At 34.2% G+C, this 23,322-nt stretch carries 26 protein-coding genes; 24 read left to right on the top strand and 2 right to left on the bottom strand.

The genetic code is table 11. The features are described 5' to 3' along the window. Positions 1-333: 333 nt before the first annotated feature. Entirely contained in the window at positions 334-942 is a 609-nt protein-coding gene (locus ABEG11_RS01320; protein WP_348822398.1) for a hypothetical protein, read from the top strand. A gap of 53 nt (positions 943-995) precedes the next feature. On the opposite strand, the gene ABEG11_RS01315 is transcribed toward ABEG11_RS01320, so the two are convergent. Next, positions 996-2,249 carry an NAD(P)/FAD-dependent oxidoreductase gene (locus tag ABEG11_RS01315; RefSeq protein ID WP_348822397.1) on the bottom strand — a complete coding sequence of 418 codons (1,254 nt, stop codon included), beginning with the start codon at positions 2,247-2,249 and terminating at the stop codon, positions 996-998. A 92-nt stretch (positions 2,250-2,341) separates the two neighbouring features. Further along, positions 2,342-3,409, bottom strand: a complete 1,068-nt coding sequence (locus ABEG11_RS01310) for a methyltransferase (RefSeq protein WP_348822396.1) — start codon at positions 3,407-3,409, stop codon at positions 2,342-2,344. Between the two features lie 201 nt (positions 3,410-3,610). On the opposite strand from ABEG11_RS01310, the gene flxA reads away from it, so the two are divergent. The 23 genes from flxA (at position 3,611) to lolB2 (ending at position 23,322) form a co-directional block, all read left to right on the top strand. Continuing rightward, positions 3,611-5,131 carry a flexirubin biosynthesis tyrosine ammonia-lyase FlxA gene (flxA, locus tag ABEG11_RS01305; protein ID WP_348822395.1) on the top strand — a complete coding sequence of 507 codons (1,521 nt, stop codon included), beginning with the start codon at positions 3,611-3,613 and terminating at the stop codon, positions 5,129-5,131. A gap of 37 nt (positions 5,132-5,168) precedes the next feature. Further along, positions 5,169-6,281, top strand: a complete 1,113-nt coding sequence (locus ABEG11_RS01300; protein ID WP_348822394.1) for a WG repeat-containing protein — start codon at positions 5,169-5,171, stop codon at positions 6,279-6,281. 84 nt (positions 6,282-6,365) lie between these two features. Then, positions 6,366-7,097 carry a flexirubin biosynthesis SDR family reductase FlxB gene (gene flxB / locus ABEG11_RS01295; protein ID WP_348822393.1) on the top strand — a complete coding sequence of 244 codons (732 nt, stop codon included), beginning with the start codon at positions 6,366-6,368 and terminating at the stop codon, positions 7,095-7,097. A 15-nt stretch (positions 7,098-7,112) separates the two neighbouring features. Continuing rightward, positions 7,113-8,348 carry a beta-ketoacyl-[acyl-carrier-protein] synthase family protein gene (locus tag ABEG11_RS01290; RefSeq protein ID WP_348822392.1) on the top strand — a complete coding sequence of 412 codons (1,236 nt, stop codon included), beginning with the start codon at positions 7,113-7,115 and terminating at the stop codon, positions 8,346-8,348. After that, positions 8,341-8,592, top strand: a complete 252-nt coding sequence (locus tag ABEG11_RS01285) for a phosphopantetheine-binding protein (protein WP_348822391.1) — start codon at positions 8,341-8,343, stop codon at positions 8,590-8,592. Before ABEG11_RS01290 ends, ABEG11_RS01285 begins: the two co-directional genes overlap by 8 nt. Positions 8,593-8,596: 4 nt before the next feature. Beyond that, positions 8,597-9,478, top strand: a complete 882-nt coding sequence (locus ABEG11_RS01280) for a lysophospholipid acyltransferase family protein (protein ID WP_348822390.1) — start codon at positions 8,597-8,599, stop codon at positions 9,476-9,478. A 174-nt stretch (positions 9,479-9,652) separates the two neighbouring features. Beyond that, complete coding sequence (locus tag ABEG11_RS01275; RefSeq protein WP_348822389.1) at positions 9,653-10,558, top strand: NADPH-dependent FMN reductase family protein; 906 nt, start codon at positions 9,653-9,655, stop codon at positions 10,556-10,558. A gap of 5 nt (positions 10,559-10,563) precedes the next feature. Beyond that, the gene (gene darB / locus ABEG11_RS01270; protein WP_348822388.1) at positions 10,564-11,697 is read left to right on the top strand and encodes a dialkylresorcinol biosynthesis protein DarB; all 1,134 of its coding nucleotides are present in this window, start codon (positions 10,564-10,566) and stop codon (positions 11,695-11,697) included. Next, complete coding sequence (locus ABEG11_RS01265; RefSeq protein ID WP_348822387.1) at positions 11,697-12,137, top strand: hotdog family protein; 441 nt, start codon at positions 11,697-11,699, stop codon at positions 12,135-12,137. The genes darB and ABEG11_RS01265 overlap by 1 nt, the downstream gene beginning before the upstream one ends. 9 nt (positions 12,138-12,146) lie before the next feature. Continuing rightward, a complete protein-coding gene (locus tag ABEG11_RS01260; RefSeq protein WP_348822386.1) occupies positions 12,147-12,617 on the top strand; it encodes a hotdog family protein in 471 nt (156 codons plus the stop codon). Between the two features lie 9 nt (positions 12,618-12,626). After that, entirely contained in the window at positions 12,627-13,031 is a 405-nt protein-coding gene (gene DarG / locus ABEG11_RS01255; RefSeq protein WP_348822385.1) for a flexirubin biosynthesis protein DarG, read from the top strand. Then, on the top strand, positions 13,031-14,029 hold the full coding sequence (gene darH, locus ABEG11_RS01250; RefSeq protein ID WP_348822384.1) for a BtrH-related acyltransferase DarH: 999 nt from the start codon (positions 13,031-13,033) through the stop codon (positions 14,027-14,029). Before DarG ends, darH begins: the two co-directional genes overlap by 1 nt. 161 nt (positions 14,030-14,190) lie before the next feature. Then, complete coding sequence (locus tag ABEG11_RS01245; protein WP_348822518.1) at positions 14,191-14,943, top strand: ABC transporter ATP-binding protein; 753 nt, start codon at positions 14,191-14,193, stop codon at positions 14,941-14,943. Continuing rightward, positions 14,933-16,216, top strand: coding sequence for an ABC transporter permease (locus ABEG11_RS01240; RefSeq protein ID WP_348822383.1), 1,284 nt, complete (start codon positions 14,933-14,935; stop codon positions 16,214-16,216). Before ABEG11_RS01245 ends, ABEG11_RS01240 begins: the two co-directional genes overlap by 11 nt. After that, a complete protein-coding gene (locus ABEG11_RS01235; RefSeq protein ID WP_348822382.1) occupies positions 16,191-16,640 on the top strand; it encodes an acyl-CoA thioesterase in 450 nt (149 codons plus the stop codon). Before ABEG11_RS01240 ends, ABEG11_RS01235 begins: the two co-directional genes overlap by 26 nt. 1 nt (position 16,641) lies before the next feature. Beyond that, positions 16,642-17,775, top strand: coding sequence for a beta-ketoacyl-[acyl-carrier-protein] synthase family protein (locus ABEG11_RS01230; RefSeq protein WP_348822381.1), 1,134 nt, complete (start codon positions 16,642-16,644; stop codon positions 17,773-17,775). After that, complete coding sequence (locus tag ABEG11_RS01225) at positions 17,775-18,392, top strand: 3-oxoacyl-ACP synthase (protein WP_348822380.1); 618 nt, start codon at positions 17,775-17,777, stop codon at positions 18,390-18,392. Before ABEG11_RS01230 ends, ABEG11_RS01225 begins: the two co-directional genes overlap by 1 nt. Positions 18,393-18,394: 2 nt before the next feature. Next, positions 18,395-18,652 (top strand): phosphopantetheine-binding protein, encoded by a 258-nt coding sequence (locus tag ABEG11_RS01220; protein ID WP_348822379.1) that lies wholly within the window; start codon positions 18,395-18,397, stop codon positions 18,650-18,652. 105 nt (positions 18,653-18,757) lie between these two features. Continuing rightward, on the top strand, positions 18,758-19,960 hold the full coding sequence (locus tag ABEG11_RS01215; RefSeq protein ID WP_348822378.1) for a beta-ketoacyl-[acyl-carrier-protein] synthase family protein: 1,203 nt from the start codon (positions 18,758-18,760) through the stop codon (positions 19,958-19,960). 301 nt (positions 19,961-20,261) lie between these two features. Beyond that, complete coding sequence (locus tag ABEG11_RS01210; RefSeq protein WP_348822377.1) at positions 20,262-21,326, top strand: beta-ketoacyl synthase N-terminal-like domain-containing protein; 1,065 nt, start codon at positions 20,262-20,264, stop codon at positions 21,324-21,326. Next, positions 21,323-22,096, top strand: a complete 774-nt coding sequence (locus ABEG11_RS01205) for a polysaccharide deacetylase family protein (RefSeq protein WP_348822376.1) — start codon at positions 21,323-21,325, stop codon at positions 22,094-22,096. The genes ABEG11_RS01210 and ABEG11_RS01205 overlap by 4 nt, the downstream gene beginning before the upstream one ends. Beyond that, positions 22,086-22,721 carry a flexirubin biosynthesis/transport protein LolA2 gene (gene lolA2 / locus ABEG11_RS01200; protein WP_348822375.1) on the top strand — a complete coding sequence of 212 codons (636 nt, stop codon included), beginning with the start codon at positions 22,086-22,088 and terminating at the stop codon, positions 22,719-22,721. The genes ABEG11_RS01205 and lolA2 overlap by 11 nt, the downstream gene beginning before the upstream one ends. Continuing rightward, on the top strand, positions 22,699-23,322 hold the full coding sequence (gene lolB2 / locus ABEG11_RS01195; RefSeq protein WP_348822374.1) for a flexirubin biosynthesis protein LolB2: 624 nt from the start codon (positions 22,699-22,701) through the stop codon (positions 23,320-23,322). Before lolA2 ends, lolB2 begins: the two co-directional genes overlap by 23 nt.

Below are 23,322 nucleotides of genomic sequence, written 5' to 3'. Positions count from 1 at the left end.
TTTTTTAGTTGCTAAAAGCTCCAAACATGTCAAAGTGTTTGGGGCTTTTTTTGTGATTGTACCTGTCTAGCAAATAGCAAAAAATTATCAGTCAAGGGCTGGCTATTTTATCCTTTCAGAGAGTTATTGAATAAATCAATTTTCTTATACAGTGAAGTAATACCGATAAAAATTACAAGACAATAATTGAATTTATTGGTCTAAAAAAGAAAAATTCCGGATTAGAGAATTAACTGTTTTTATTTATATATTTTTTTTGCAGTTCATGAAAACGAAAACAAAATTTCTTACATTTGAAGCTTATTGATTATTAATATTAACACAAATTATTAAATGAAAAAAATTGTTTTTGCATTATTGTTTGTATCTTCAATTATGACCGCTCAAGACATGAATGTTGTAAAAGGGGATTTTGGATTCTTAAAAGATCAAAAAGAGGTAAATGTCGAATTTGATTATTCTAAATTAACTTTGTTAAAAGAGAAACTTACTGAGGAAAAGTATGTTTCTAATAGAACGAAGGAATTAAATGATAAGTCAAAAAATACTGGAGACATTTGGAAAAAGAAATGGGTTGCCGCTAAAGAACAGATCTGGAATCCAAAATTCTTGGAATTAATGAATGTTATTTTTAATAAAGAAAGCAAAGATGTTACTTTTCAAGAGGGATTAACGGCTGCAAAATATACTTTGATTGTTGAAGCGATTTGGATATATCCAGGTTGGGATGCAGGAATAATGAAACAGCCTGCAAAAGTAACTACTAATTTGAAGTTTGTTGAAACGGCTAATAAATCTAATGTTTTGCTTGAAATATCAAGTGAAGAGGCGCCAGGAGATCAATGGGGTAATAATTTTAGCAATGAATCCAGAATTGGAGAAGGTTTTGCAAAAACAGCCAAATCACTAGCGAAATTGCTTTTGAAAAAAGTTTATAAGTAATTAAAAGTGAGTTATTTATAAATATGTGAGACATAAAAAAACCTAGTTTTAAACTAGGTTTTTTTTGTTTTTTTACTTTCCATTTCGAGTATATGGGCCATGTTTTTGATCAGATTGTCATGCTTTTTTACAAAAGGATTTTCTTCGTCCCAAACATAACCTGCCAGTACAGCACATATTTTTCTTTTTACATCGGGATTTTCGGGCTGATGAAAAAACAAGGTCTGAAGGTTTCCAGTGTACCATTCTTTTACATAAGTGGTAAATACCGCAATTCCGCGTTTCATGTAAGCCGTAAATTCTTCTTCCCAATCCACTGCTATGCCTTGTGATTCTTTTAGAAATAATTTGGCGGCAAGCATACCTGACTCCGTTGCAAAAGCAACCCCAGATGAAAATACAGGATCCAAAAACTCTGAGCTGTTTCCAGTTAAGGCGAAACCATCTCCATACATTTTTTTGACTGAGCGGGAGTAATTCTCCAATTTAATTGGTTCGAATAGAAAGTCGACACCCGCAAAACGTTTAATGTAATAGTCGGAAAGCTGAATGGCATTTTTCAAGGCTTCGGCGTTGTCTTTATTGGTAGAAAGCGAATTGATAAAATCAGTTGGACCTACAACTCCCAAACTGGTATTTCCGTTGGAAAAAGGAATAACCCATAACCAGACCTGAGTTTCAAGTATATCAAATGAAATCATTGTTCCTTCTTCGCCCTCTGGACGGTTTTTGTCGACAACATGGGTGAAAATAGAGGAATGCGGGTCGAGTTTTGAAGGAGTGTCCAAGTCTAATAATCTCGGTAATACTCTTCCATAGCCACTGGAATCGATAATGAATTTGGCATGGATTTCTTTTAAAACTCCATTTTTGTCCTTAACAACGGTCGTTGAATTTTTTCCTTCAAAAGTAACCGAAATTACTTCTGACTCAAATTCCAGATCAATGCCTTTTCGAATTACTTCTTGAGCCATTGTGTTGTCAAAATCGGCTCTGGGTACTTGCCAAGTCCAATCCCAGCCTTCTGAAAATTTATTGCTAAAATCGAAAACACAAATTTCCTCCCCTCTAATAAATCGGGCACCTAGCTTTTTTTCGAAGTTCATGGCATCGAGACTTTCAAATAATTCAGCTTCGTCAAAATGATCCATTACTCTGGGAATAAGGCTTTCGCCTACAACAATTCTAGGAAATTTTGTTTTTTCGACAACCTTGATCTTGATTCCTTTTTTATGAAGATAAGAAGCAGAAACACATCCGGATGGTCCGGCTCCAATGATTAAAACATCTACGAATTCTTGTAACATTTATTATTTTGGAATTAAAATTTCTAAAAATAAAAGACACTATTTTTTACTAATAGCGTCTTTGAATTGTGCAAATTTAAATATTTATAACTCTATACGATTCTTTTTTTACATTTAATCAAGGTGTGGCTCATTCCGATGATTTCATGAATTTCGTCTACCACAAAACCTACTTTTTCGATGATTTTTAATATGTCTTTCGAATGAAACATCTGACTGTTTCCGTTGGCAACAGCTGTAAAATATAGTGAAGTTGCGTGCAGGCTGTATGTGGAAGATTGGAATCTTTGTAAATCCCAAAAGGTTTCCAAGATATAAAAACGGGTGTTATCAGACATGGCAGCATGAGCTTTGCTGAAAATTTTTTCTATTTCTTCCAATGAAAAACAATCAATGAACTGACTCATCCAAATGGCATCAAAATCTTTTGGTAAAACACTGGAAGGGTCAAGAAGATTAATGTTTTTAGTGAAAATTCTATCTTCCAGATTGTTTTCGGCGATATTTTTTTGAGCCATTTTGGTCTGCCCAGGTAAATCGAGAATAGTAATTTTTACAGTTGGATTGTATTTCGCACATAGCATAGCAAATTTACCAGTGTTGCCCCCCACATCCATAATGGTTTTGGGATTGGAATTGAATAGAATAGGCAGAACATCTGGAAAAGTATAATCTGAGTAAAAATGATCAAAATCGAACCAGCTTTTCTTGGCTTTTTCCGGCAATTCTGATAATCCTATGTAGACTGTATCCCAATTTCCTAACTCTTTTAGCCCTTTTGGCTTACCCTGTACTATAGATTCCTCGAGATGATTCATTGCAAAATAATTAACATCCTGCGTGAAATCCATATTAATATTGGTTGCTTTGTCTCTTAGGATGAAGTAGCCTGTTTTTGTTAATATAAATTCGTTGTTCCTGAGATAAACCAGTTCTAAGCTTAGACCGGCTTCGAGCAGTACCTTTACTCCGTAAACAGATAAGTTTAATGATTTTGCAATGGTTTCAATATTTGCTTTTGTGTGATGAAACAAATAGTCTAAAATTCCTAGATTTCGAAGTGATTTCGCAGCCTGAAACATTATTGGGGCAAAGGCAATTTTTTGGGCATCTAAGTTAGCTTGAATAACGGTTTTTTTATCCGAACCAAAATCTTTCATTTATTTTGATTTAAAATTGAGTATATGTGTTTGTTTTTGTTGTAGTTAGATATTGTTGGAACGATAATTGTAAAATAAAACATCGTTTTGCAGATTTTAGCGATATTATGCTACATTTGCTCATTCAAATTAACCACATTAAATTCTAATTAAAAACAAAATATTAATATATTTAATGTAAAAAAAAACATATACAAGTTAATGAATACTATAAAGGAATATTTAAGCCTAAAAGAGTTCGAATCTGTAATTTTTGATAATAATAAAATAGATATCAGTCAGGATGTTTTAGATAGAGTTAATGAAAGTTTTATTTTTTTAAAAGAATTTTCAATCAACAAAATTATTTATGGTGTAAATACTGGTTTTGGTCCTATGGCTCAATACCGTATAAAAGATGAAGACCGCATACAGCTACAATATAATTTGATTCGCAGCCACGCTTCCGGTACAGGGAAACCATTGAACGCTGCTTGTGTAAAAGCGGCAATATTGGCACGATTAAATACACTTTCCTTAGGTAATTCTGGGGTTCATCCGTCAGTAATTCATTTGATGAAAGAACTCATTAACAAAGATATTAGCCCTTTAATATTCGAACATGGTGGAGTAGGAGCTAGTGGCGATTTAGTGCAATTGGCGCATTTGGCCTTGGTTCTTATTGGTGAAGGAGAGGTTTTTTATAAAGGAGAAAGAAGAGCTACGGCAGAAGTTTTTGAAATAGAAAAACTAGAACCTATTCAGGTAGAAATCAGAGAAGGTTTGGCGTTAATGAACGGAACTTCGGTAATGACTGGAATAGGAGTCGTAAATGTGCACAATGCTAATAAATTAATAGATTGGTCAATAAAATTTTCGGGTGCTATTAATGAAGTTGTACAAGCGTATGATGATCATTTTTCCGAGGAATTAAACAATACAAAACGTCATCAGGGACAACGGGAAGTAGCTTCCAGAATGCGTTCGAATCTTGCCGATAGTGCCTTGATTAGAAAAAGGGAAGATCATTTATATTCTGGCGAAAATACCGAAGATGTTTTCAAGGAAAAAGTGCAGGAATATTATTCGTTGCGCTGTGTTCCTCAAATTTTGGGACCAATATTGGAAACGATAAATAATGTGGCTTCCATTCTCGAAGAGGAATTTAATTCTGCAAATGACAATCCTATTATAGATGTAAAAAATCAGCATGTATATCATGGCGGGAATTTTCATGGAGACTATATTTCGCTGGAAATGGATAAATTAAAAATTGTTATTACCAAATTAACAATGCTTGCCGAAAGACAGCTGAATTATTTATTAAATTCAAAAATTAATGAACTTTTGCCTCCATTTGTCAATTTGGGAACCTTAGGCTTTAATTTTGGAATGCAGGGAGTTCAATTTACGGCGACTTCAACCACTGCCGAAAATCAAATGCTATCGAATCCGATGTATGTTCACAGTATTCCAAACAACAATGACAATCAGGATATTGTAAGTATGGGTACAAATGCAGCGGTGATTACCTCCAAGGTTATAGAGAATGCCTTTGAGGTTTTGGCAATCGAACTGATAACAATTGTTCAGGCCATTGATTGTCTGGAGCAGAAAGATCTTATTTCATCTGTAACTAGAAAAATATACGATGATGTTAGATTAATAATTCCAAGGTTCGAAAAGGATCAGGTTATGTATCCTTTTGTACAAAAGGTAAAAGACTATTTGATTAATAATTAGTAATTTGGTTGTTTTTAATATTTTAAAATTATAAAACATGAAAAAATCAGCATTGTTTATTATTCTATTTTATCAATTTATAAGTGCTCAAGAATTGGCTTTAGTGAGAAAAGACGATAAGTTTGGTTATATTTCAAAAACGGGGGAAATTAGTATTCAGCCAAAATATAAAACAGCTAAAAACTTTTCAGATGGTTTAGCCGCTTTTCAAGATAATGGAAAATGGGGTTTTATAAATACTAAAGGAGAAATAATAATACCAGCAGCATTTGACGATGCCAAATACTTTAATAGTGGAATTTGTATAGTATCCAAAGATAAAAAATGGGTATTTATTAATAAAAAGGGAGAAGTTCAAACACCTCCAATTACAGAAAAATTATATGATTTTGAAGATGGTGTTGCATTCATCAGACAAGGAAATAAAATTGGCTTGATAAACAATAAGATGGCAATTGTTCTTGAACCAAAATACGATATGATTAAATCATTTGAAAACGGTTATGCAAGAGTTAAAAACAATGACCGTTGGGGAATAATTGACAATACCGGTAAAATTGTTGTAGAAATAATTTATGACGAAATTGGAAATTATTTTAAAAATGTTACTTGGGCAAAAAATGGTACAGCTTTTGGTTTAGTAGTATCAGGGAAATTCAAAGCAATTGATGGAGTAGATAAAATTTGGGATTTTTTGGCTCAAGACATTACCTATGCTAAAAAAAATGACAAGATAGGATTTATTGACTTAAAAGGAAATTGGGTTATTGAACCTAAATTTGATAAAGCCAAAGCTTTTAATAAAAATCTAGCCCCAGTATTAGTTGGCAAAAAATGGGGGTATATTGATATGAAAGGAACTTTAGTTATTGATCCTGTTTATAATGATGCAGAAATGTTCAGTGCGGACGGTTTGGCACCGGTTAAAGATAAAAATTGGGGTTTTATAAATACAACCGGAAAATTGGTAATTCCAACGCAGTATGGTATTACAGCTGGAGGTATTTTTTCGATTTTTAAAGATGATCAAAAAGGATTCGTGAAGGGGGTAGCAAGAGTTAAGAACGAAAATAAATGGGGGTTTTTAAAACCAGATGGTTCTGTTTTAGGTAATCAATGGTTTGAAAACGCAGAACTTTTTCAAAAGTAATTATAATTTTAGATTGAAAAATTACTTTGAAACTAAAGGTTTAATTGACGCAGCAATCTAAAATCTACAATTTAAAATTTATATATGAAGTGTGCATTGGTAACAGGAGGTTCAAGAGGAATTGGCAGTGCTATCTGCGAAAAATTGGCGCAGGATAGTGACTATCATATTTTAATTAATTACCATTCCAATAAAAAAGCTGCTGAGGAAACCTTGGAAGCCGTTATGGCAAAAGGAGCTACCGGAGAAATTCTGCAATTTGATGTTGCTAATTTTACCGAAGTTCAATCGGTGTTGACGCAATGGCAAGAAGCAAATCCAAAAGCGGTTGTCGAAGTGATTGTAAACAATGCAGGAATTACAAAAGATGGTTTGTTCATGTGGATGAGCCAAGAGGATTGGTCTAGTGTTATAAATACCAGCTTGAATGGTTTTTTTAATGTGACTAATTTTTTTATGCAAAAAATGCTTCGTAATAAATATGGCCGTATTGTGAATATGGTGTCTTTATCAGGAGTAAAAGGAACGGCAGGTCAAACCAATTATTCGGCTGCCAAGGGGGCAATAATAGGTGCGACCAAAGCTTTGGCCCAAGAAATAGCCAAAAGAAACATTACTGTAAATGCCGTTGCTCCTGGGTTTATAAAAACAGATATGACCAGTGAACTTGATGAAGCTGAATTGATAAAAATGGTGCCATTAAATCGTTTTGGCGAAGCTGATGAAGTTGCGGATCTGGTTAGTTTTCTTGTTTCGAAGAAAGCTAGTTACATTACCGGTGAAGTGATTAATATTAATGGTGGAATTTATTCATAAAAATAAAAGTTGTCAATGAATAATAGAGTAGTCATAACAGGAATGGGAATTTATTCCTGTATTGGAACATCGTTGGATGAAGTAAAAGATTCCTTGTTTGAAGGAAAGTCCGGAATTGTATTCGATCCAGAGCGCAAGGAATTTGGTTTCAGATCAGCTTTGACGGGTACCGTTCCCAAGCCGGATTTAAAAAAATTACTTTCCAGAAGACAAAGAATAAGTCTTGGTGAGGAAACGGAATATGCATATATGGCAACTATAGAGGCCTTGAAAAATGCGAATATTGATGAAGCTTTTTTTGAAAAAAACGAAGTCGGTATTATGTATGGTAATGATAGTGTATCTAAAGCTATTATTGAGGCTACGGACATTATTCGAGAGAAAAAAGATACTGCTTTAATAGGTTCGGGGGCTATTTTCAAGTCCATGAATTCGACTGTTACCATGAATCTTTCGACAATTTTTAAGCTAAGGGGGATAAATTTGACAATTAGTGCTGCCTGTGCGAGCGGTTCTCATTCTATTGGCATGGCATATTTTTTAATTAAAAGTGGTTTTCAGGAGATAGTTATCTGTGGAGGAGCTCAGGAGATTAATAAATATGCGATGAGTAGTTTTGATGGTTTGGGCGTTTTTTCTGCAAGAGAAGATGAGCCGGCCAAAGCCTCAAGACCTTTTGATGCCAACCGCGATGGATTAATTCCAAGCGGTGGTGCTGCCACTTTGATTTTGGAGTCTTATGATTCGGCAATAAAAAGAGGGGCTACTATCTTGGCAGAAGTAATCGGATATGGATTTTCATCCAATGGAGGCCATATCTCAACTCCAAATGTTGAAGGACCATCTACGGCGATGCAAAGAGCCTTGGATGAAGCAGGAATAAAGCCAAGCGAAGTTGATTATATTAATGCGCATGCCACATCGACTCCGGTAGGTGACGATAATGAAGCAAAGGCTATTTTTGAAGTTTTTGGAGAGAGTAATCCTTATGTCAGTTCAACAAAATCAATGACTGGACACGAATGCTGGATGGCTGGAGCGAGTGAGGTAATTTATTCTATTTTGATGATGCAGAATGATTTTATAGCGCCAAATATTAATCTGGTGACCCCAGATGCTGATGCCGCAAAATTAAATTTGGTGAAAACTACTTTAAATAAAAAAATTGATATATTTTTGTCGAATTCCTTCGGTTTTGGAGGTACAAATTCCGCATTAGTAGTTAAAAAGTATAAAATAAGTAATGAATAAAGAAGAAATTATCGAGAGAGTAAACGGGTTTTTAATTGATGAATTTGAGGTGGATGGTGATGATATCCAGTTTGAAGCAAATTTAAAAGAGACTTTGGGACTGGATAGTTTAGACTATGTAGATCTTGTTGTGTCCATTGAATCAAATTTTGGTGTAAAGCTTGTCGAAGGTGATTTTGTAGGAATAGACACTTTTCAAAGTTTTTACGATCTTATAGAGAATAAAATAAAATCAAAGGCTTAATGTAATGAGTCAATGGGATGGAAAATCCAAAGGCACTGTTCTTGGATACAAAATTTTTGTTTTCTTCATTAATAAAATTGGAGTAAGATCAGCCTATTTTGTACTTTATTTTGTAGCTGCGTATTATTTTATTTTCCTAAAAAAAAGCAATGCCTCAATCTTTTATTATTTTAGAAAAAGATTGGGGTATTCGTATTTAAAATCAAAAATGATGGTTTTTAGAAGTTATTATACTTTTGGACAAACCATTATCGATAAAATTGCAATTGGTGCCGGTCTAAAGGATAAGTTTACTTATGATCATGATGGCAAGGAGTTTATTATCAAATTGTTAAAAGAAAAAAAAGGTGGCGTATTAATTAGTGCACACATTGGGAATTTTGAGATAGCCGAACATTTTTTTAGTGAAGTTGATTTTAACCTGCAAATAAATTTGGTTACTACCGATTTAGAGCATTCTGCAATAAAAAAATATCTTGAAAGCATTACTCAAAAACCAAGAATCAATTTTATATTAATAGGTGACGATTTGTCTCATATTTTCGAAATTAATTCTGCACTCGCCAGAAATGAATTGGTTTGTTTTACAGGCGATCGTTATTTTGAGGGTGTAAAATCGTTGAATGAAAAATTACTTGATCAGGAAGCACTTTTTCCAGCAGGACCATTTCTTATTGCATCCCGATTAAAGGTTCCCGTTCTTTTTGTTTACGTAATGAAAGAGCCAAATCTGCATTATCACCTGTACACTAGGGAAGCCAAAGTGAAACATCGTGATGAAAAAGCATTGCTAAAAGAATATACCCAAAGCGTTGAAGGTATGATAAAAAAGTATCCACTGCAATGGTTTAATTATTTCGATTTTTGGAATCGGCTTGATAAATAATGAGTAGATTTAGAAATTAGATAATAAAAAAACACTTATTTCTTAAGTTGTTGATTATTAATATTTTGTTAAAAATTTAAAAGCACAAGTTGCTTTTTTTTTGGAAAGAAGTATGAGACAATTGGTTTTAATTAGAATTTTGGTTTAAATTCGTTTTCTCTAAAAAAAACTTCAATGAAAAATGTCCTAGTAATCTATTATTCTCAATCGGGACAATTAGAAACTATTGCCAGAAATATTGCAAAACCGTTCTTAGATTCGGAAAACATAAATGTTGTGTTTCATGAAATCAAAATGGAACAGCCATTTCCATTTCCTTGGAATAATGATGCTTTTTTTAACGCTTTTCCAGAATCTTTTTTGCAGATTCCTGCCCCTATTAAACCCGTTCCAAATGAGATAATGGAAATGAATTTTGATTTGATTCTTTTGAATTATCAAGTTTGGTATTTAACACCTTCGATTCCCGTAAATTCTTTTTTGAAAAGTCCGGAAGCCAAAATTTTATTCAAGGATACGCCGGTTGTAACCATAAATGGTTCCCGAAATATGTGGTTTATGGCGCAGGAAAAAATCAAGGTTCTGTTGAAACAGAATAATGCCTTGTTAAAAGGGAATGTTGCACTGGTTGATAGAGTGGGAAATCTAATAAGTGTTATAACAATCGTGGAGTGGATGTTTTCTGGAGTGAAAAAAAGGTATCTTGGGATTTTTCCATTACCCGGTGTTTCTGATAAGGACATAAATGAATCCACAAAATTTGGTACGGCGATTCTTTCTGGTTTTGAAGGAAATGACTTGGATAACTTGCAATCAAGATTACTAAAAATTGATGCGATAAAAGTCAGTTCCTATTTGATTAAAGTGGATAAAACAGCCAATAAGATTTTTTCAAAATGGTCTAATTTTATTATAAACAAAGGTGAGTCCAGAAAATTTTGGACAAAAATATTTAAAATGTATTTAATAGTAGCGATATGGCTAGTTTCGCCAATAGTTTATATATTACACATTCTGACATATCCGTTAAAAGCAAAAAAAATAAGGCAAGAATTAGAATATTATAAAGGAGTAAATTAGATTATATGTTTGATGTATATATTACAAAAGCGGCTAAGTATTTGCCAAATGAGGCTGTTTCGAATGATGAAATGGAGAACTATTTAGGTTTAATAAATGAAACAGCATCCAAAGGCAGAAGGTTAATACTAAGAAATAACAAGATTGTAAGCCGTTATTATGCACGAGATAAAAATGGAAATAGCACTCATAATAATGCTGAATTAACTCATATTGCCATTCAAGGATTATTTGATAATCAATTTACGGATCAAGACATGGAATTGTTATCTTGTGGAACTACTACTCCAGATGTTCTTGTCCCATCTCACGCTGCAATGGTTCATGGTCTGTTAAAAAATAAAAATCTGGAACTTAATTCATCTTCAGGGGTTTGTTGCTCGGGGATGAATGCCTTGAAATTTGGTTTTCTTTCGGTGAAATCCGGAAATACAAAAAATGCAGTTTGCACTGGTTCAGAAAAAGTTTCTTCGTGGCTGTCTGCCAATAGATTTGAAAATGAAATTGTTAATCTGAAAAAATTGGAAGAGCAGCCCATAATTGCTTTTAGAAAAGATTTTCTTAGATGGATGTTGTCTGACGGAGCAGGGGCTTTTTTATTGGAAAACAAACCAAATGGAGCTATTTCCTTAAAAATAGAATGGATGGAAGCCTATTCTTATGCGCATGAAATAGAAACGTGTATGTATGCTGGCGGAGATAAATTGGAGAATGGTGAAATTAAACCATGGAATGATTTTGATCCAAATGAATGGCTTAGCGAATCTATATTTGCAGTTAAACAGGATATAAAAGTGCTTGATGAACATATTTTGGTTAAAGGTGCCGAAAGTATGAAAGAAGCATTGGATAAAAACAATATTACCGCTGATCAAATTGATTACTTTTTGCCACACGTTTCTTCGCATTATTTTGTGGATGGTTTGAGAGAATCTTTGGCAGAAAAAGGAATGGTGATACCAATGGAAAAATGGTTTATGAATTTGGCGTATGTTGGTAATGTAGGTTCGGCTTCAATTTATCTGGCTTTGGAAGAATTAATGAATTCCGGTAAATTGGTAAAAGGAAACAAAGTTCTTTTATCCGTGCCGGAAAGCGGTCGTTTTTCGTATGCTTATGCTTATTTAACAGTGTGTTAATGACGATGACAGCTAATAATCCAATAGGTAACAAAGATTTTGTGGAGACTTTAATTCCTCAAAAAAAACCGTTTGTAATGGTCGATACTTTGTATTGCTATTCTGAAACCGAGTTGGTATCTGGGTTTACCATTCAGAATGATGCTGTTTTTTTTAAGGATAATTCCTTTGTAGAATCCGGAATTATAGAACACATGGCTCAGTCTGTAGCATTGCATACAGGATACCAGTTTTATTTGAGAAATGAACAGGCCCCCACCGGTTATATTGGTTCCATAAATAAATTGGAAATAAAAGTGCTTCCCAAACTTTATGACGAAATAAGGACAACAGTTACTGTTATACAGGAATTTGGAGGAGTTACTTTGGTAGATATTGTTAGTAAATTGAACAATGTAGAAATAGCCAAAGGACAGATGAAAACTGTTTTGGCTAAATAATTAAAAACAGTGAATAGGAAAGAAACATCAAAACTTGTAAATAGTAACCATTATCTGCCTCATCGTGCTCCCATGTTGATGGTGGATTTTATTTTAGAGATTGATGATGAAAAAGTTGACACTATTTTTGAAATTAAAACAGGAAATATATTTCTGAAGAATAATTTATTCACTGAATCGGGTCTGGTCGAAAATATGGCGCAAACCTGTTCGATGATTGTCGCCAAGGATTATTTTATTGATGAAAATAATAATGCCAAAGTGGGAGCAGATGTGATTGGTTTTATTAGCGGAATTAAAGCCTTAAAAATATATTCGCTGCCAGAAGTTAATTCAACGCTTGTTACCAAAGCTGTATTAATTTCTAAGTTTATTTCGGACTCATATAGTTTGTGTACTATACAATGCAAAACGTATAAGGAAGAAGAAATGCTGTTGGAAGGAGAAATTACGTTGTTTATTCAAAATAATAATTCCTAGAGAAAGAAGATGAAAAAAGAAGAAGTACCTCAAGACAAAGGAAATCTTTCCAAATCAAATATGAAAGAGTTGGTGTATGCGACAGATGAAAATGGCAATTATACAACTGCCTTAAGTTCAGGCTGGGAACCAAAAAGTATTGCTCTTTCTAACTCGATTGAAGAAATTAGCGAACGAATTGCTATTGCCAAGACTCAGGTAGAAAACAACGAGGTAAGCCCTATTAGTTACTATATGGAGTTATGCAGAATGGATATCGGCGTACTTTCCAGTTATGTGGGAATGTGGCAATGGCGTGTTAAAAGACATTTTAAGCCTAAAGTTTTTGCGGGATTAAGTGACAGTATTCTAAAAAAATATGCCGACTCTTTTAATATAACCGTAGAGGAATTGAAAAATTTTAAGACTAATTAATGAAAACCGATTTTACACATTATCAATCTGCTCACTGTGAGAATGGAGTGGCTTCCAATTTGTTAAAACATAATGGATTGAATATTAGCGAACCAATGGTTTTTGGAATTGGTTCGGGACTATTCTTCGTTTATCTTCCATTTCTAAAAGTAAATTATGCTCCTGCGATAAGTTATAGACCTATGCCGGGACAAATTTTCAATAGACTGGCGAAACGATTGGGTTTGAAAATCAAAAGGCAAAAGTTTTCTAGCCAAGCCAATGCCGTTAAGACATTGGACGAAAATTTAAAAAATAATATTCCTTCGGGATTGCAGGTGGGTGTATACAACCTGACATATTTTCCTGATGAGTACCGTTTTCATTTCAACGCACACAATCTCGTAGTTTATGGAAAAACAGAAACGGATTATTTAATTAGTGATCCTGTTATGGAAAATGTAACTACACTCACTCACGATGAATTAAATAAAGTACGTTTTGCCAAAGGAGCTTTTGCACCAAGAGGTCAAATATATTATCCGATTCAGGTTCCCGCAACTGTAGATTTGAAAGGAGCAATTATAAAAGGAATCAAAAATACCTGCCGTGATATGCTGGCACCAATGCCAATCATTGGCGTTCGCGGAATTCGGCTTGTCGCAAGGCTTATTAAAAAATGGCCGGTTAAGGAAGGAACTAAAAAAGCCAATCATTATTTGGCTCAAATTGTCAGAATGCAGGAAGAAATCGGAACTGGTGGCGGAGGTTTCAGGTTTATATATGCGGCTTTTTTACAGGAAGCGGCAGTCATTTTGAATAACGACGAATTGCAAAAATTGTCGCTGGAAATGACTGCTATAGGTGATTTATGGAGAGATTTTGCTGTCGAAGCCTCAAGGGTTTATAAAAATAGAAGTACCAAAGTGGATGTCTATAATTTACTATCCAACCAGCTTTTAAGTATTGCCGATAAAGAAGAAGTATTTTTCAAGAAATTGAAAAAAGCAATAAGTTAAAAATAAATTAAACATATAAGTCATATAAGTCATATAAGTCATATAAGTCATATAAGTCATATAAGTCATATAAGTTTAAATCTTAAATGGTCTTATTATTACTTAAGTTAAGTGTAACTTCAAATGAAGCTAAAACTTATATGACTTATATGGTAAAAAAAATGAAAGCGATTATAAAAATATCCCACTTGTCTAAATTATACAATGATGCCGAAATGTATTCGTTGAATGATTTTTCCATGGATATAAACGAAGGAGATATTTTTGGGCTGCTTGGTCCAAACGGAGCAGGAAAAACAACATTGATTTCGATTCTTTGCGGTTTGGTAAAACCTACTTCTGGATCTTTTACGATTGATGGATTAAATTACTCGGCTAATGCCAATGAAATCAAGAATAGAATTGGCGTTGTCCCTCAGGAATACGCTTTATATCCAACATTGACCGCTAGAGAAAACCTTTTGTATTTTGGAAGTATGTATGGCTTAAAAGGTGACGTTCTAAAAGAAAAAGTGATTGACAGTCTTGATCTTTTGGGATTACTGAAATTTGCAGACAAACGTATCGAGACTTTCTCCGGCGGGATGAAACGCCGTGTTAATTTGATTGCCGGAATACTGCATAATCCAAAAGTGCTTTTTCTTGACGAACCTACAGTAGGAGTAGATGTACATTCAAAAAATGTAATTATTGACTATCTCAAAGAACTTAATAAAAAAGGTACAACCATAATTTATACCTCTCATCATTTATCCGAAGCGCAGGATTTTTGTACTCATATTGCCATAGTGGATAGAGGAGTAATTTACACTCAGGGGACACCTAAGGATTTAATTTCGGCTACAGCCAATGCCAGAAATCTTGAAGATGTTTTCATTTCATTAACTGGAAAAGAACTGAGAGATGCTATATAAACTTTGGATGTCTGTTTACAAGGAATTCTTGTTGTTAAAACGGGATATAGGGGGAGTGGTGACTCTTTTTTTAATGCCGTTGGTGTTAATTATTGCGGTAACTCTCATTCAGGATAGTTCTTATAAAAAAGGTCAAGAGACTAAAATTCCAATACTTTTGGTTGATTATGATAATGGAAAGGTTTCCAAAACGCTTTTTGATAATTTAAAAAAGAGCGAGGTTTTTAGTGTCATTACTACTTTTGATGACAAAAAAATTACTGAAGCAGAAGCCAAGGAAGCTGTTTTTAGCGGAAAATATCAAATGGCAATTATTATTCCATCGCATTTGAGCAGCGATCTGCAGGCCAAAATTGATCAGAATGTTCAAAAAATTGTAAGCAGTCTGGGTTTTTCAGATTCGTTGGCCACAAAGCCAGTTGCAAAAATTGTCGATCAAAAAGAGGTCAAACTTTATTTTGATCCAGCGGTTCAATTGAGTTTTAGAAGAGGGGTAATGAGTGGCATCGATAAAATGATTGCCCAAATAGAAACCAAATCAATTTATACTTCTTTTCAGGATGAACTTGGGGGTGAGAACGCCCAATTTGAACAAAAAAGTTTTATTACATTCAAAGAGATAATTCCAAGAATAAACGACAAGGAAATCCTTCCAAATTCGGTGCAGCATAATGTTCCGGCTTGGACACTTTTTGCGGTGTTTTTTATAGTAATTCCGTTATCAATCAATATGGTAAAGGAAAAAAATCAAGGAACTTTTGTGCGATTGCGCACCAATCCTGTTTCCAATAGAATTGTTTTGGCGGGCAAAACGGTTATGTATTTAATTATTTGTCTGATACAGTTTTATATGATGATTGCTGTGGCAATATTTCTTTTTCCGCATTTGAGGTTACCACCTTTAAACGTTCAAGGAAATTTAATTTTGATGAGTATCGTAGCACTGTTTTCAGGTTTGGCTGCGATTGGTTTCGGAATATTATTGGGAACTATTGCGAAGACCCAAGAACAATCGGCTCCGTTTGGTGCTACGTCTGTGATAATTTTGGCCGCTATTGGCGGTGTTTGGGTTCCGGTGTTTGCCATGCCCAAAGTGATGCAGGTTATAGCACAATCCTCACCAATGAATTGGGGTCTGGAAGCCTTTTATGATGTACTTTTGCGCAACGGATCTCTATTGGATCTGCTGCCAGAATTATTTTTATTGTTTATATTTTTTATAGTTACCACAACTTTAGCATTGCTGTATGACAAGAAGAAAAGAGCTGTATAAGGAAGCGACTGATTTGACCGTTTCACAGGAAATTCGTGTTCGATTTAACGAAGCAGATTCGCTTGGAATAGTGTGGCATGGTCATTATATTACTTATTTTGAGGATGGAAGAGAAGCCTTTGGGCGCAAGCATGGTCTTGGCTATCTGGATGTTTTTGCCAATGAGTTTACGACTCCCATTGTAAAAACAACTCTGGAGCATAAATTATCATTGCGTTATGGCGATGTTGCCCGAATAGAAACTACTATTGTGGATACGCCTGCCGCCAAAATGATTTATCGATTTACCATTTTTAACGATAAAAATGAAGTGGTCTGTACAGGCGAAACCGTTCAGGTTTTTTTGGATAAAAACGGTGAATTAATGTTGACAAATCCTCCATTTTATACGGAATGGAAAAGAAAAGTTGGTTTGGTAAAATAGTATGATGAGAGAAGTCTATATAACCGAAACGAACTGCATTACACCCATTGGGTTTGATGTTGCTTCTAATATAAAAAACATTGGTAATGGCGTTTCCGGTATTCAATTGCAGGATAACCCAAAGTTACTGAATACACCTTTTTATGCGGCAGTTATTAATGATGCTGAATTGGATTTGGCTTTTGCTAAAGTGACTTCTGCAGAGGGGTATTCGAGGTTGGAGAAAATGATGATTTTGGCATTGGAACCCATCATTAAAAATGTAAAAGTAGTATCAGACGAGCGTACTGGCTTTATACTTTCGACAACCAAGGGAAATGTAAACGCTTTGGAAAATTCAAGTAATATTGAATCCGCATATTTAGATGTATTGGCTAAAAAAATTACTGCTTTTTTTGGATTCAAAAACGAACCTATTATCGTTTCCAATGCTTGTGTTTCAGGAATTTTGGCAATTTCAGTTGCCAAAAGGTTAATTCAGGCGAATTTATATGACAATGTATTTGTTGTCGCTGGTGATGAAGTTTCAAAATTTGTTTTATCAGGATTCAACTCCTTTCAGGCGATGAGCAATTTGCCCTGCAAACCATATTCGGTTAACAGAACAGGAGTAAGTCTGGGAGAAGCTGCAGCCGCTGTTTTGCTTTCTTCAAATAAAGAAAACGCCAAAATAAAAATTATTGGAGATGGTTCCATCAACGATGCCAACCATATTTCGGGACCTTCCAGAACAGGAGAAGGGCTTTACCGAAGTATTCAAAATGCTTTGGCGGAAGCCAAAATAGGCAGTAATCGAATTGATTATATTTCAGCTCATGGTACGGCAACACCTTATAATGACGAGATGGAAGCTATTGCGTTAAACAGGTTAGAACTCGAAAATGTACCGGTAAATAGTTTCAAAGGGTATTACGGACATACATTAGGTGCTTCGGGATTGCTGGAAACAGTTATCGGAATAGAATCGGTTACTAAAAATACATTGTTTGCTTCATTAGGATTTGATACCATTGGAGTAACCCAGCCGATTAAGGTTATTGAAAAAAAAACGGATGCGGACATTCGTTATTTTCTAAAAACTGCTTCAGGTTTTGGAGGATGCAATACAGCTGTTTTATTTGAAAAAGTAAACTAATGACAGTAAATAAAAATTATATACACTCTTTTTGTACCATTCAGAAAAATACTGTTTTTTTGAATGGAGAGGCCATTTTTAGTACCGAAGAGGATTCATTTGCCGGTTTTTCAAAGAAAGCCTATCAGCATTTTGAAATCAATTATCCAAAGTTTTTTAAAATGGATAATCTGAGTAAATTGGCTTTTTTAGGAGCCGAATTACTTTTGGCAACTGCCAAAGAAAATTCAGCAGAAAACAATACGGCATTAGTATTTGCCAATAAATCATCGAGTTTGGATACCGATGTCAAGTATCAGAATTCGATTTCAGATTCGGAGAATTATTACCCAAGTCCGGCAGTTTTTGTTTATACATTGCCTAATATCTGTTTAGGAGAAATAAGTATTAAACATCAATTGAAAAGCGAAAATTCTTTCTTTATATTTGCGGACTATGACCCAGTATTTATGGAAAACTACTGCAATATACTTTTGGAAACCCAAAAAGCGGACAGAGTTTTATGCGGATGGGTAGAATATTATAATGAAGAGTACAAAGCCTTTCTTTATCTGGTAGATAAAAAAGGTGAAATAGAACATAATCACGAACAATTAAAAAAACTATACAATCAATAATTATGGAAGCATTAAAGCAGGAATTAAAAAGTAAGATAATAGAAGTTTTAAACCTAGAAGATATTGCAGTTGCTGATATTAATGATGACGATGCTTTGTTTGGAGACGGTTTGGGGCTTGATTCTATTGATGCGTTGGAACTTATTGTGATGCTTGATAAAGATTACGGTATTAAATTAGTAGATCCAAAAGAAGGAAAGACTATTTTTAAGTCTATCGAAGTTATGGCGGATTATATTGCTAAAAATAGGGTTAAGTAACTGATTTTAAATTAAACTAAGCATTTTTCAAGTTCATTAAAAAGGTTAATGCAGATTAAGTATTCCACAATCTAAAATCTAAATTTTCAATTCTAAAATATAATAATGAATAAAGGTGTCGCCATTACCGGAATGGGTATTATTTCTTCAATTGGAAATTCAGTTGAGGAGAATTATCACGCATTGCTGAATAGCCAGGCAGGAATTACAGCGATCGGAAATATTGCGACCGTTCATGCCGATGTCATCAAGGTGGGTGAAATTAAAAAGACCAATCAGGAATTAATGGATGAGCTGGGTTTAGGAAAAGACAATAATTTTTCCCGAACTGCCATGCTCGGCACCATTGCGGCCAAACAAGCTGTAAAAGATGCCGGAATTACTTCTATTAACAAATATAAAACGGGATTAATCTCGGCAACGAGTGTGGGCGGAATGGATATGACCGAACGCTATTACCACGAATATTTTGAAAATCCAGATGTTGTAAAATACATCAGCAGTCATAATGCAGGCGACAATACTGATAAAATTGCAAAGGAATTGGGTTTGGAGGGTTTTGTAACTACCATCAGTACTGCCTGTTCTTCGGCTGCAAATGCCATAATGCTGGGAGCCAGAATGATAAAATCCGGTAAATTGGATCGTGTTATTGTGGGCGGAACAGATGCAATGTCAAAGTTTACTATCAATGGATTTAAAACATTAATGATTTTATCGGATGGTTATAATAAACCATTTGATAACAACCGAAAAGGTTTAAATCTGGGAGAAGCCGCTGCCTTTCTGGTTTTGGAATCAGAGGAATTGGTTAAAAAAGAAAACAAAAAAGTGTTAGCAAGAGTTTCGGGATATGCCAATGCAAATGATGCTTTTCATCAAACTGCTTCTTCAGAAAATGGAGATGGTGCTTTTCTGGCAATGGAAAAAGCATTTAAGGTAGCCCAATTGAAAACGGAGCAGATTGATTATGTCAATGTTCACGGAACTGCAACTCCAAATAATGATTTATCCGAAGGTCGGGCAATGGTTCGGCTGTTTGGCGAAAATAAGGTTCCCGATTTCAGTTCTACCAAGCCTTTTACGGGACATACATTGGCCGCGGCGGCTGCTATTGAAGCGGTGTATAGTGTGTTGGCAATTCAAAATAATGTCGTTTTTCCTAATTTGAATTTTGAGACGCCAATGGCCGAGTTTAATTTGGTACCACAAACGACTTTAAAACATAAAAATATAGAACATGTACTTTCTAATTCTTTTGGGTTTGGAGGAAATTGTTCGACTCTGATATTTTCTAAAAGCGAATAAAATTTTGAGTTTAAAAAATAAACACGAATTGCACTAATTTGCACGAACTCAAAGTTATTGAGTTAAGCTTTGTTTTTCTCGCAGACACGCAAAGACGCAAAGTTTGGAACCGATTTTCTTTGCGACTTCGCGTTTTTGCGAGAACAATATTTAGATAAAACCCAAGCAAGAGATTCTTAACTTAATGATATTGAGCAGGAACAGGGATGTGAAAATTAATTTTAGAAATTATTTTAAGTTTTTGAATTAGTGTAAATTAGTGCAATTAGGGTTAACTTTTTTGATAGATAATTATTTAAAAATGAATAAGATTTATATAAATGGATTAGGCTGCATTTCGACTCAAAAGACTTTTGATACTCTTTTCCTTGAAGAAGCGGCAGTAAATGAAGTGGATACTATTTTACCTATTCATCAGCCAGTTTATAAGGATTTTATATCTCCGGCCGCCAGCAGAAGAATGGGAAAAGGAGTTAAAAACGGCATAGTTGCCTCGACTCTCGCTTTGAGGGAAGCCCAATTGGAAACTGTTGATGCGATTATCACCGGAACAGGAATGGGCTGTATCGAAGATTCGGAGAAATTTTTGAAAGCCATTTTGGATAATAACGAAGAGTTTTTAACACCTACCTCTTTTATTCAGTCTACACATAATACCGTTGGTGGCCAAATTGCTTTGGGACTGCAATGTAAAGCCTATAATTTAACGTATGTAAATGGTTCCATCTCTTTTGAATCGGCTCTTTTTGATGCCAAAATGATGGTGGAAGAAAATGATGCTTCCTCCGTATTGGTTGGCGGAATTGATGAAACTGCCGATTATACAATGTCACTTTTCAGACTGTCAGGTTTTATAAAGAATGAAAACCAAGGACTTGATTCATTTTTAAAAAGTACAACAAATGGAGTTGTTCTTGGCGAAGGAGCCGCTTTTTTTGTAGTTGAAAAAGAAAAGAAAACAACATCAATAGCTGCTGTTTTGGATGTTGAAATTCTGAATACATTAGAAATTGATAAAATTGAAAATAAAATCAGCTCTTTTTTGGCTTCCAATAATTTGGAACTTACCGATATTGATGCTGTAGTTTTGGGTTATAATGGCGATGTAGATTCCGATTTGTATTATAAAAAACTTTCGAAAGTAACCTTTGCAAATATACCACAGGTTTATTACAAACATTTGAGTGGCGAATACGATACTGCCTCGGCATTTGGGCTGTGGGTTGGAACCAAAATTCTTCAGACTCAAAGTATTCCCTATATTGTAAAAGTAAATACAATAGATAAAGAAACGTATAAAACAATTTTGTTGTACAATCAGCGCAACGGAATAGATCATAGTTTTACTTTAATTTCAAGCTGTTGAAGCATATCCTGACAAATGTGTTTTTTATTTTACTGCTTTTGCTGCTCGCTTTGGCAAGTTTTTATGTAGTAATCGAGGTCAAATATTTTGTATTTGTTAGCGTTTTATGGTTTTCCATTGTGTTTATTGGTTCTTCCTTTATTGGTTCAAATTACCATGTAAAAACCTTTTGCAGTAATCCTTTAATAACCGAGAAAAAAATAGCAATAACATTTGATGACGGTCCAAATGAAATGACAGTTGCTGTTTTGGAAGTTTTAAAAAAGTATAACGCCAAGGCCACATTTTTTTGTATTGGAAAAAATATTGAATCGAATCCCAAAATTTTAAGGGAAACTATTAAGCAAGGGCACACAATAGGAAACCATTCGTACAGTCATTCTCCTTTTTTTGATTTTTACAATAAAACAAAAGTCATTGCAGAAATAGAGAAAACGGATGCTTTAATTGAAGCAGTTTTAGGAAGGAAAACTACCTTGTTTAGACCGCCTTATGGTGTTACCAATCCTTCCATCCGCAAGGCATTGGCTGTGACCAAACACAAAACCATTGGATGGAATATTCGGTCATTGGATGGAGTTGTTAAAAACAGAAAGTTTTTATTGGACAGAATAATTAAAAGAATTAAACCAGGAGGAATTGTACTTTTGCACGACACCTCTATCGAAACGGTTGATGTGTTAGAGCAGTTGCTCTTTTTTTTGGAAAAAAACAATTACAGAGTTGTCCCTTTGGAAGAACTCCTGAATATAAAAGCGTATGAAAACTAAAATTTTTATAGTAGTATTTTTTTTGAATGTTTGTCAATTTAAGTCTTGGGCGCAAGAGCAAAAGATGAGTGACGGTGAAGTTACAGCATTTAAGCAATCAGTGGCTATAGTGTCTAAAAAAATAAAGACTTTGAGTACTGATTTTGTACAGTACAAGCATTTGGATTTTCTATCAAAAGATATTGAAACTTCGGGAAAAATGATTTTCAAGGAACCTTATTCCTTGCTTTGGCAATATAAAAAACCATACAATTATTCAATCGTTTTCAAGAACGGCAAGATACTTATCAATGACGAAGGAAAGAAAAGCGCCGTAGATATTGGAAGCAGTAAATTGTTTGGAAAAATCAACAAACTGATTGTTGGAAGCGTGAGCGGAGATTTATTTGATGACAAGGAATTCTCTATTTCGTATTTTAAAAATAAAGATCAAAACATCGCTAAGTTTATTCCCAAAGATGCGACTCTTAAAAAATATATCAAACAAATCGATTTAACTTTTGACAAGGAAGATGCGACTGTGATTCAGGTTAAATTATTGGAATCCTCTGCAGATTATACCCGAATTGTCTTGAAAAACAAAGTAATCAATGCCAAAGTCGATGAAGCATCTTTTTCGAATTAGTATCATAGCCTTTTTATTGGCATCATGTGCCGGTAATAATGTTGTTAAGGATTACAAACCCGTGCCTTTGGAAACAGCCGTTTTTGATGTTCCCTATTTTTCAAATCAGGAAATAGATTATGTGTATAAAGCCAATATTTCAGTCTATGGAAATGAGCTGACGGGGATTTTTATTGCAAAAAAAATAAACGATACCACGCATAGAATTGCTTTTACTACCGAATTTGGTAATAAGCTGCTCGATTTTGAAATTTCCGAATCAGATTATAAAGTCAATTTTATTCTGGAAGAATTGGACAGAAAGTTATTGATAAACACTTTGGTAACGGATTTTAGATTGCTTTTGCGAAGTCATTATACCGCAAGCAATCAATTTGATAACGGTGAGGAAAGCGTTTATGAGACTTTGGACAAAAATAAAATGAATTATTTATACGTTTCGAAAGGGACAAATAAGTTAAGTAAAATTGTACACGCTACTAAAAGAAAAGCAAAAATTAACCTCTATTATACTTCTAAAAATGATATTTTTGCCGATAATATTATCATCGAACATAAAAATATAAAATTAAAAATCGAACTAAATTATTTTAACCAATAA

Origin of the sequence: Flavobacterium aestuarii (assembly GCF_040049115.1) — a bacterium.
GTDB lineage: Bacteria > Bacteroidota > Bacteroidia > Flavobacteriales > Flavobacteriaceae > Flavobacterium > Flavobacterium aestuarii.
Note: the sequence above shows the minus strand (reverse complement) of the source record. Positions and strands in the feature narration are given on the sequence as shown.